The sequence below is a fragment of the Streptomyces sp. SM1 genome (assembly GCF_002910825.1).
GTDB lineage: Bacteria > Actinomycetota > Actinomycetes > Streptomycetales > Streptomycetaceae > Streptomyces > Streptomyces okerensis.
The window spans coordinates 1-10,295 of sequence record NZ_NEUB01000646.1 but is presented as its reverse complement, the minus strand read 5'-3'; the positions used below and the strand labels follow the sequence as shown (position 1 = coordinate 10,295).

7 protein-coding genes are annotated in these 10,295 nt (G+C 71.5%); 5 read left to right on the top strand and 2 right to left on the bottom strand.

Annotation, left to right across the window (positions count from 1 at the left end; genetic code table 11):
* Positions 1 to 700 precede the first annotated feature (700 nt).
* The 3 genes from B9S61_RS16820 to B9S61_RS16810 all read left to right on the top strand — a co-directional run bounded on the left by B9S61_RS16820 (position 701) and on the right by B9S61_RS16810 (position 4,208).
* Complete coding sequence (locus tag B9S61_RS16820) at positions 701 to 1,288, top strand: sigma-70 family RNA polymerase sigma factor (protein ID WP_030221188.1); 588 nt, start codon at positions 701 to 703, stop codon at positions 1,286 to 1,288.
* A 163-nt stretch (positions 1,289 to 1,451) separates the two neighbouring features.
* Positions 1,452 to 2,954: an IMP dehydrogenase gene (gene guaB, locus B9S61_RS16815; protein ID WP_103542997.1), complete on the top strand. Its 1,503-nt coding sequence runs from the start codon at positions 1,452 to 1,454 to the stop codon at positions 2,952 to 2,954.
* A 129-nt stretch (positions 2,955 to 3,083) separates the two neighbouring features.
* Positions 3,084 to 4,208, top strand: coding sequence for a GuaB3 family IMP dehydrogenase-related protein (locus tag B9S61_RS16810; RefSeq protein WP_103542996.1), 1,125 nt, complete (start codon positions 3,084 to 3,086; stop codon positions 4,206 to 4,208).
* 557 nt (positions 4,209 to 4,765) lie between these two features.
* Here B9S61_RS16810 and B9S61_RS16805 read toward each other — a convergent pair.
* Positions 4,766 to 5,974, bottom strand: a complete 1,209-nt coding sequence (locus B9S61_RS16805; RefSeq protein WP_103542995.1) for a nucleotide sugar dehydrogenase — start codon at positions 5,972 to 5,974, stop codon at positions 4,766 to 4,768.
* Between the two features lie 273 nt (positions 5,975 to 6,247).
* Here B9S61_RS16805 and B9S61_RS16800 point away from each other — a divergent pair, with 273 nt between their 5' ends.
* The gene (locus B9S61_RS16800) at positions 6,248 to 7,954 is read left to right on the top strand and encodes a glycerol-3-phosphate dehydrogenase/oxidase (protein ID WP_103542994.1); all 1,707 of its coding nucleotides are present in this window, start codon (positions 6,248 to 6,250) and stop codon (positions 7,952 to 7,954) included.
* 151 nt (positions 7,955 to 8,105) lie between these two features.
* Here the strand turns inward: B9S61_RS16800 and B9S61_RS16795 are convergent, their stop codons facing one another.
* Entirely contained in the window at positions 8,106 to 9,143 is a 1,038-nt protein-coding gene (locus tag B9S61_RS16795) for a serine hydrolase (protein WP_103542993.1), read from the bottom strand.
* Positions 9,144 to 9,313: 170 nt separating this feature from the next.
* Between B9S61_RS16795 and B9S61_RS16790 the strand changes: the two genes are divergently transcribed.
* Positions 9,314 to 10,295, top strand: a 982-nt coding sequence (locus B9S61_RS16790; protein WP_146064867.1) for a serine/threonine-protein kinase, incomplete at its 3' end; no start/stop codon positions are given.

Below are 10,295 nucleotides of genomic sequence, written 5' to 3'. Positions count from 1 at the left end.
GTGCCTGGGCGTCTCCGACGTGCGCCGGCGCGGGCGTCCCGGTCCCTCCCGCGCGCGGCCGTGTGGACGCGGTGACTGCTCGCCCGTGCGGCGGAGCCGTCGTCCGCCCCACTCGCGCGGGTGCCACCACCCGCACCCTGCCGTTGTGCGGCTCCGGTGTTCCGGGCGTTCGGGTGGTGTGTGACTCCTCCGCGCGGTGTGGTGGGTGTGTCCTGTCCACGTGCGGGTCCGGCGTCTTGTGTGTCCGGGGTGTGTGTGGCTGTTCCGCGCGGTGTGGTGGGTGTGTCCTGTCCACGTGCGGGTCCGGCGTCTTGTGTGTCCGGGGTGTGTGTGGCTGTTCCGCGCGGTGTCGCCCGTGGGCGCGGTTGTGGGTGGGGCGGCGGACGTGGTGCGGCGGGACTCGGGTGCGGACCGTCCCGCACCGGACCGGTCCGGCCGGCAGGCCTCCGCGCGGGCCGGGCACCCCGCCGGAGCCGCACCGGCCCGGCCCACCTGGGCTTCCATGGTGGCCGGAAGGTGCCCGCTGCTCGTTTCGGCGCGGATGGCGCATCCTTGAGGTGTGGAGTTCCTCGGGGACGAGTCGGTCGAGCGGGAGGGGAGGGCGCAGGGTATGAGTTCCGGCGCACCTGCTCATAACGCTTCGGTGCACAACCAAGGGCGCGGTGCCGCGGACCAGACGTCCGCAGGGCACCATGGACCGATGCGCGACGACGAGGCGGGCACTGCCCAAGGGGCTTTCGGTGCGCTCGTCCATCGCGCTGTCGACGGAGACGAGCAGGCCACACACGACCTGCTCGCGCATGTCCACCCCCTGGCGCTGCGCTACTGCCGCACCCGTCTGTCCCGGCTGCCCGGCGACGCCCGGCACTTCGTCGAGGACCTCGCCCAGGAGGTCTGCGTCGCGGTGCTCCTCGCGCTGCCCCGCTACAAGGACACCGGCCGGCCCTTCGAGGCGTTCATCTTCGCCATCGCCTCCCACAAGGTCGCCGACCTCCAGCGCGCGGCGATGCGGCACCCCGGTTCGACCGCCGTGCCCTCCGACGAGATGCCCGAGCGCCCCGACGACTCCCTCGGCCCGGAAGAGCGCGCCCTGCTCAGCAGCGACGCCGAATGGGCCAAGAAACTGCTGGCCAGCCTGCCCGAGAACCAGCGCGAGCTGATCCTGCTGCGCATCGCCGTAGGGCTCACGGCGGAGGAGACCGGCCAGATGTTGGGAATGTCACCCGGGGCCGTCCGGGTGGCGCAGCACCGCGCGCTGAGCCGGCTGCGTGCCCTGGCGGAGCAGTAACCGCCACCTCGCGCCGCCCCTTCGGCTCGGCATATGAACGGACGATCAGCCGTTCCCGTACGAACATACGAAGCCGGAGCCGTGTGAAACCGTGGAATGGGACACCCGCGCTTCCCGTTAGCATGGACATCCGCACCGATCAAGGCCATTTGGGGAAGGTGTCATGACTGCGAACGTCGACGGAGTGCCCGGAAAATTCGCGACACTCGGGCTGACCTACGACGACGTGCTGCTGCTGCCGGGCGCATCCGAGGTGCTCCCCCACGCGGTTGACACCTCGTCCCGCATCTCCCGCAACGTCCGGGTGAACATTCCCCTGCTCTCGGCCGCGATGGACAAGGTCACCGAGTCCCGCATGGCGATCGCCATGGCCCGCCAGGGCGGCGTCGGTGTCCTCCACCGCAACCTCTCCGTGGAGGACCAGGCCAACCAGGTCGACCTGGTCAAGCGCTCCGAGTCGGGCATGGTCACCGACCCCATCACCATTCACCCGGACGCCACGCTCGCCGAGGCCGACGCCCTGTGCGCGAAGTTCCGCATCAGCGGTGTCCCGGTCACCGACGGCAACAAGAAGCTGCTCGGCATCGTCACCAACCGTGACATGGCCTTCGAGACCGAGCGCTCCCGTCAGGTGCGCGAGGTGATGACCCCGATGCCGCTGGTCACCGGGCACGTCGGCATCTCCGGCGTCGAGGCGATGGAGCTGCTGCGCCGCCACAAGATCGAGAAGCTCCCCCTGGTCGACGAGGCGGGTCTGCTCAGGGGCCTGATCACGGTCAAGGACTTCGTGAAGGCCGAGCAGTACCCGCACGCCGCCAAGGACGGGGAGGGCCGGCTGATCGTCGGCGCCGCCGTGGGCGCCAGCCCCGAGGCCCTGGAGCGGGCCCAGGCGCTCGCCGAGGCCGGTGTGGACTTCCTGGTCGTCGACACCTCGCACGGCCACAACAGCAACGCCCTCAGCTGGATGGCGAAGATCAAGTCGAGCGTCGGCGTCGACGTGATCGGCGGCAACGTGGCCACGCGCGACGGCGCCCAGGCGCTGATCGACGCCGGTGTCGACGGCATCAAGGTGGGCGTCGGACCCGGTTCGATCTGCACCACCCGGGTCGTCGCCGGCATCGGGGTTCCGCAGGTCACGGCCATCTACGAGGCGTCCCTCGCCGCCCGCGCGGCAGGCGTCCCGCTGATCGGTGACGGCGGACTGCAGTACTCCGGCGACATCGGCAAGGCGCTCGCCGCCGGTGCCGACACCGTGATGCTGGGCAGCCTCCTCGCGGGTTGCGAGGAGTCCCCCGGCGAGCTGCAGTTCATCAACGGCAAGCAGTTCAAGTCGTACCGGGGCATGGGCTCGCTGGGCGCCATGCAGTCCCGCGGGCAGGCCCGGTCGTACTCGAAGGACCGCTACTTCCAGGCCGGGGTCGCCTCCGACGACAAGCTCGTCCCGGAGGGCATCGAGGGCCAGGTGCCCTACCGCGGCCCGCTGGGCAACGTGCTGCACCAGCTCGTCGGCGGCCTGCGCCAGACGATGGGCTACGTGGGCGCCGCGACCATCGAGGAGATGGAGTCCAAGGGCCGGTTCGTGCGCATCACGTCGGCCGGTCTCAAGGAGAGCCACCCGCACGACATCCAGATGACGGTCGAGGCACCGAACTACAGCCGCCAGTAGCGGCGGGCTTCGGCGAGGGCGGCTCCGGAGCATCCGGGGCCGCCCTCGCGTGACGTCCGGGGCGGTGGGCGCCGCGGCCGTCGGGGATACTGGAAGGCGCTGCAAACGCATCAGGGAAAGGCCACAGACGTGACTGAGATCGAGATCGGGCGCGGCAAGCGCGGCCGCCGGGCGTACGCCTTCGACGACATCGCCGTCGTCCCCAGCCGCCGTACGCGGGACCCGAAGGAGGTCTCGATCGCCTGGCAGATCGACGCCTACCGCTTCGAGCTGCCGTTCCTGGCCGCTCCCATGGACTCGGTCGTCTCGCCGGCCTCGGCGATCCGCATCGGCGAGCTCGGCGGCCTCGGCGTGCTGAACCTCGAGGGCCTGTGGACGCGCCACGCGGACCCGCAGCCGCTGCTGGACGAGATCGTCGGCCTGCCCGCCGAGGCGGCCACCCGGCGCCTCCAGGAGATCTACGCCGCTCCCATCCAGGAGGAGCTGATCGGGCAGCGCATCAAGGAGGTGCGCGACTCGGGGGTGGTCACCGCCGCCGCGCTCTCCCCGCAGCGCACCGTCCAGTTCTCCAAGGCCGTCGTCGACGCCGGTGTGGACATCTTCGTCATCCGCGGTACGACGGTGTCGGCCGAGCACGTGTCCGGCTCGCACGAACCGCTGAACCTGAAGCAGTTCATCTACGAGCTCGACGTCCCGGTGATCGTCGGTGGCTGCGCCACCTACACGGCCGCCCTGCACCTCATGCGCACCGGCGCGGCGGGCGTCCTGGTCGGCTTCGGCGGCGGCGCCGCGCACACCACGCGGAACGTGCTGGGCATCCAGGTCCCGATGGCCACCGCGGTCGCCGACGTGGCCGCCGCCCGCCGCGACTACATGGACGAGTCCGGCGGCCGGTACGTGCACGTCATCGCGGACGGCGGCGTCGGCTGGTCCGGCGACCTGGCCAAGGCGATCGCCTGCGGCGCGGACTCCGTGATGATGGGCTCCCCGCTGGCCCGCGCGACGGACGGTCCGGGCAAGGGCAACCACTGGGGCATGGAGGCCGTCAACGAGGAACTGCCGCGCGGCCAGAAGGTCGACCTCGGCACGGTCGGTACCCTGGAGGAGATCCTCACCGGTCCGTCCCACACCCCCGACGGCTCGATGAACCTCTTCGGCGCCCTGCGCCGCGCGATGGCCACCACCGGCTACAGCGAGCTGAAGGAGTTCCAGCGCGTCGAGGTGACGGTGGCGGACTCGCAGCACCGGCGGTAGGGGTCGGGCGGACTTTTCGTACGGCACCGAGAGGGCCGGTCACCTGGTGAGGTGACCGGCCCTCTCGCACGTCAGGGGCGTGCGGGGGGCGCTCTCGGCAGTCGGAGGGCGCGCGGTTGTCATCGGGGCCGATGCGCGAGGAAGGGGCGGTGCCGAGTCGGTAATGTCTGTTCCCGGCGACCCAGTTCTCTGGAGCGCCCCCTTCCAAGGAGATGGTTCCGGACCCCGCCCTCGGGGCCCGGCCCGAATTCCAGACGGACCGCCTACCGGGCTATTGGCGGCATCGTGGAAGGGGGCGCGCCATGGGCCGTCACCGCAAGCCCACCGCCTGGGATCGAATCCGTCTGCGGATGGTGAAGTTCCGGAGGAGGTGCGTCTTGTGGGTCTACGGGAAGTGAGCGGCCACCCCTACGAGAATTAGGGGTGGACACTCCGTTCACTTCTCAGGAGCCTGCCGCAGTACCCGCTGCGGTGGGCTCCACCTGTTTTCTACCGTACCCGTGCGGTCCCCCGCCCACCACCAACCCTGTGGCGCAGACAGACTCCGCGCGCCCCGTTCACAACCGATGCGCCGCCCCCGTAGGAGTGGCCCCGCGCGTGTCGAGCAGGAGCTGCGCCTTCACCGACAGGCCCTGGAGGTCGTACGTGCGGTGCTGCTGGAGCAGGATCGTCAGGTCGGCGTCGGCGGCGGCCTCGTAGAGGGAGTCCGCGCGGGGAACGGGACGGTCGAGGACGTTCCAGGAGGGGACGTGGGGGTCGTGGTAGCTGATGGAGGCGCCCAGCTCCATCAGCCGGACCGCGATCTCCCGCGCCGGGCTGCCCTGCTGGTCGGCGAGGTCGGCCTTGTAGGTGACGCCGAGGAGCAGCACGCGTGCGCCGCGCGCGGACTTGCCGTGCTCGTTGAGGAGGGCGGCGGCGCGCTGCACGACGTAGCGCGGCATGCGGCTGTTGACCTCCTGGGCGAGTTCCGCCATGCGCAGGGTGCGGCCCGCGTGGGCGGTCAGGTCCTGCGGGACGGCGTGGCCGCCGACGCCGGGTCCGGGGCGGAAGGCGTGGAAGCCGAAGGGTTTGGTCTCGGCGCAGCGCAGGACGTCCCAGAGGTCGATGCCCAGGTCGTGACAGAGGGCGGCCATCTCGTTGACGAGGGCGATGTTGACGTGCCGGAAGTTGGTCTCCAGAAGCTGTACGGTCTCGGCCTCGCGCAGACCGCGTGCGCGTACGACCTTGTCGGTGATGCGTGCGTAGAAGGTGGCGGCCGACTCGGTGCAGGCGGGGGTGAGGCCCCCGATGACCTTCGGCGTGTTGGCCGGGGTGAAGTCGCGATTGCCGGGGTCGACGCGGCTGGGAGAGTGGGCGAGGTGGAAATCGCGCCCCGCGCGCAGGCCCGAACCCGATTCGAGCAGGCGCAACAGCGGACCCTCCGTCGTCCCCGGGGGGACCGGTGACTCCAGGATCACCGTGGTGTGCGGGCGCAGCCGCGCGGCGAGGGTGCGGGCGGCCGTCTCGACCTGGCCGAGGGCCGGCCCGCCGTCCGCGCCGCGCGGGGTCGGTGCGCAGATGACGGCGGTGCGCACCCGGCCCAGCTCGGCGGGGTTGGTGGTGGTACGGAAGCCCAGGGCGAGCATGCGGCGCTGTTCGGCGGCGCTGAGGGCGCCGGGCTCCGGGCCCGTCCGGTAACCGACGGTGGGGATGCCGGCGGTGACGGCGGCCTGGGCCAGGGGCAGTCCGTACGGGCCGAGTCCGATGACGGCGAGATCTGCGGGCATGGCGTGGGCCGTCCTTCCCAATAACCGGAGTGCGACAGGTGCGCAAGCGCTGTGGACTGGACAGGCGAGCGCAATGTCAGACTAGGAGTAAATATGACCGATATGTGGGATTGATCGGCTGGTTTCCGGTGAGTCGTTCCGCGGGCGTTGTCCACAGGAGGGGGGCGCGTGTGGCTGAAGTCGGGCGAGACGGTCAGAATCTGGGCATGAGGTTGAGGGACCGGGCTTCGCCCGACGGGTGCGGCCGACGCGACCGATGAGCGGGAGGCAGCGGTGAGGACAGCGACACTGGGGCCGGTGCAGCGGGCGGAATCACTCGCATCCATGGCCGAGCACGAACTGGACGTGCTGGTGGTGGGCGGCGGAGTGGTCGGTGCGGGCACGGCGCTCGACGCCGTGACACGCGGCCTGTCCACCGGGCTGGTCGAGGCACGTGACTGGGCGTCGGGCACCTCCAGCCGGTCCAGCAAGCTGGTCCACGGTGGCCTGCGCTATCTGGAGATGCTCGACTTCGCGCTCGTGCGCGAGGCGTTGAAGGAACGCGGTCTGCTGCTGGAAAGGCTCGCTCCGCATCTCGTGCGCCCGGTGCCGTTCCTGTACCCGTTGCGGCACAAGGGCTGGGAGCGGCTGTACGCCGGAGCGGGCGTCGCGCTCTACGACACCATGGCGATGGCCCGCGGTCATGGGCGGGGCCTGCCCGTGCACCGGCACCTGAGCCGGCGTCACGCACTGCGTGCCGCCCCGTGTCTGAGGAAGGACGCGCTGGTCGGTGCCCTGCAGTACTACGACGCCCAGATGGACGACGCCCGGTTCGTCGCGACCCTCGTCCGCACGGCCGCCGCGTACGGCGCGAAGACCGCGAACCGTGCCCGGGTGACCGGGTTCCTGCGCGAGGGCGAACGCGTCGTCGGTGCCCGGGTGCAGGACGTGGCGGGGGGCGGCTCGTACGAGGTCCGCGCCAAGCAGGTCGTCAACGCGACCGGTGTGTGGACCGACGACACCCAGGCGATGGTCGGGGAGCGCGGACAGTTCCACGTCCGGGCCTCCAAGGGCATCCACCTGGTCGTCCCCAAGGACCGCATCCACTCCACGACCGGGCTCATCCTGCGCACCGAGAAGTCCGTCCTGTTCGTCATTCCCTGGGGCAGGCACTGGATCGTCGGCACCACGGACACCGACTGGGACCTGGACAAGGCGCACCCGGCCGCGTCCAGCGCCGACATCGACTATCTGCTCGAGCACGTGAACTCGGTGCTCGCGGTGCCGCTGACCCGGGACGACGTCGAGGGCGTGTTCGCCGGCCTGCGGCCGCTGCTCTCCGGCGAGTCGGACGCCACCAGCAAGCTGTCCCGCGAGCACACCGTGGCCCACCCCGTGCCCGGACTGGTCGTGGTGGCGGGCGGCAAGTACACGACGTACCGGGTGATGGCCAAGGACGCGGTGGACGCGGCGGTGCACGGGCTCGACGTGCGCGTCGCCGCCTGCGTCACCGAGGACACACCGCTGGTGGGCGCCGAGGGCTACCACGCGCTGTGGAACGCGCGGGCGAGGACGGCGGCCCGTACCGGACTGCACCCGGTGCGGGTGGAGCACCTGCTCCAGCGGTACGGGACGATGGCGGAGGAGGTTCTGGACCTCATCGCCGCCGACCCCTCGCTGGGCGAGCCGCTGCGGGCGGCCGACGACTATCTTCGCGCCGAGATCACCTACGCCGCCTCGCACGAAGGGGCCCGGCATCTCGACGACGCGCTGACCCGGCGCACCCGCATCTCGATCGAGACGTTCGACCGGGGCACCCGGTCCGCACGGGAGGCCGCCGAGCTGATGGCGCCGGTGCTGGGCTGGGACGAGGGGCAGATCGAGCGCGAGGTGCAGCACTACGAGAAGCGGGTGGAGGCCGAACGGGAGTCGCAGCGGCAGCCCGACGATCTGACCGCGGACGCCGCGCGCCTGGGCGCGCCGGACATCGTGCCGCGGTAGCCGTCCCGCGGTAGCCGTCCCGCGGTAGCCGTCCCGCGGTAGCCGTCCCGCGAGACGGCCGGCGGTAGCCGTCCCGCGAGACGGCCGGCGGCGTCCCGAATCACTCGAACGGGTGGCTGGACCCGGGATCTCTGTTCGGGGCCCGGCCGTTCTACCGGGTGCGAGGGCAGAACTCGGCCGCGAGCAGCGCGGGTCCGAGACCGGGGTCCGCTATCGCGTCGGTGTTCACCCGGAAGGTGAGGACACGCCGGCCGTCGACGGTGGCCGCGGTGCGCACGTAGCTGCCGGAGATACGCCCGTTGTGCCCCCACACGGTGGTGCCGCACGGAAGCGTCACGGGAAACAGCCCCATGCCGTACGAGCCGTGCGCGGCACGGGTGTCGAGCATCTCCCGCAGCCGGTGCGGGGGCAGCAGCCGACCACCGAGCAGGGCCGAGTAGAAGCGGTCCAGATCGGCGAGCGTGGTCACCACCTCGCCCGCGGCACCCGCCACCCGCGGGTCGAGCAGGGTGACGTCGGTTCCGTCGGCGGCGTACGAGCGGCCGTGCGGCCGCGGCAGAGAGGTGCGGGAGCCCGGAAAGGAGGTGCCTGTCAGGCCCAGTGGAGCGATGACGCGGTGCTCGGTCTCGTCGGCGTAGGAGTGGCCGGCGACCTGTTCGACGACCAGGCCGAGCAGAACGTAGTTGGTGTTCGAGTAGAGGAATCGGCCGCGTTCGGCCGGAGGGTGGGTGAGTGCGATACGTACGGCTTGAAGAGGTGCCACCGGGAGGGTGCCCCGGGTGTCCGCGGCGAAGTCGGGGAGGCCGCTGGTGTGAGTGAGCAGGGAACGCAGGGTCAGCGCGCGGCCGTCGTTGCCCGCTCCCCGCACCAGACCGGGCAGATGTTCTTCCACGGTGTCGGACAGCGACAGGCGGCCCTCGTCGGCGAGTTGCAGGACGACGACGGCGATGAACGTCTTGGTGACGCTGCCGGCGCGGAAGTGGTCGGCACGCCCGATGCCCGGGCCGGCGTGGGCATAGCGCGGGCCCGTTTCCTCCGAGGCCAGCAGTGCCGCGGCCGGGGCGCCACCCCGGGTGACCAGCAGCGGAAGGAGCGCGTCGACGGCCGGGGCCGCCGGGGCGGGGGAGGCGGCCGGGGCGAGCAGGGCCAGCGACACGGGAACAGCCAGTAGGCTCCGAAGCGGCGGCATCCCGGGTCCTTCCTTGTCGGAGCACATCATGCAGGGCCGGGGAGCGGGTCCTTCACCCGGGCTGCCCGCGCGCCGGGTCCGCAGGGCGGACAGAGGCACCCTGGGCGTCGGCCACTTGTCGGGTGAGGGACAATGAAGGCTCTGTCAGGGCGGGTTGCATGAGGGGACGCATGTCGGAGGCGGAGCGGGCGGGGACATCCCGTCAGGACAAGAGCGCACGTCTCCTCGCCGGGCGGTACCGGCTGGGAGACGTGCTCGGCCGCGGCGGCATGGGGACGGTGTGGCGTGCCCAGGACGAGACCCTGGGGAGAACCGTCGCCGTCAAGGAGCTCCGCTTCCCGTCGAGCATCGACGAGGAGGAGAAGCGGCGGCTGATCACCCGGACGCTGCGCGAGGCCAAGGCGATCGCGCGGATCCGCAACAACAGTGCCGTGACCGTCTTCGACGTGGTGCAGGAGGACGACCGCCCCTGGATCGTCATGGAACTCGTCGAGGGCAAGTCGCTCGCCGAGGTCATCCGGGAGGACGGCCTGCTGGAGCCGGGGCGTGCCGCCGAGGTCGGGCTCGCCGTGCTCGACGTGCTGCGCTCCGCGCACCGGGAGGGCATCCTGCACCGTGACGTGAAGCCGTCGAACGTGCTGATCGCCGAGGACGGCCGGGTCGTGCTCACCGACTTCGGCATCGCCCAGGTCGAGGGCGACCCGTCCATCACCTCCACGGGCATGCTGGTCGGCGCTCCCTCGTACATCTCCCCGGAGCGGGCGCGTGGGCACAAGCCCGGGCCGGCGGCGGACCTCTGGTCGCTCGGCGGGCTGCTCTACGCGGCGGTGGAGGGCACACCCCCGTACGACAAGGGCTCCGCCATCGCGACGCTCACGGCGGTGATGACCGAACCGCTCGAGGAGCCCAGGAACGCGGGACCGCTCCGGGACGTCATCTACGGGCTGCTCACCAAGGACCCCGCCCAGCGGCTCGACGTCAGCGGAGCCCGGGCCATGCTGAACGCGGTCGTCAACGCGCCCGGGCCCAAGGCGGCCGACCAGGAGCCGGCGGACGCCACGAAGGTCGTGCCGCTGCCCGAGCAGCCCGGCGAACGGGACGTCAGGAGCAGGCGGGGCGAGGAGGCGGGGGAGAAGTTCCGGGGCGCGCTGC

Bases quoted from the DNA above. Each gene is read 5' to 3' on its own strand.
- B9S61_RS16820 (WP_030221188.1), top strand. From the start codon at position 701: ATGCGCGACGACGAGGCGGGCACTGCCCAAGGGGCTTTCGGTGCGCTC.
- guaB (WP_103542997.1), top strand. From the start codon at position 1,452: ATGACTGCGAACGTCGACGGAGTGCCCGGAAAATTCGCGACACTCGGG.
- B9S61_RS16805 (WP_103542995.1), bottom strand. From the start codon at position 5,974: ATGCCCGCAGATCTCGCCGTCATCGGACTCGGCCCGTACGGACTGCCC.
- B9S61_RS16795 (WP_103542993.1), bottom strand. From the start codon at position 9,143: ATGCCGCCGCTTCGGAGCCTACTGGCTGTTCCCGTGTCGCTGGCCCTG.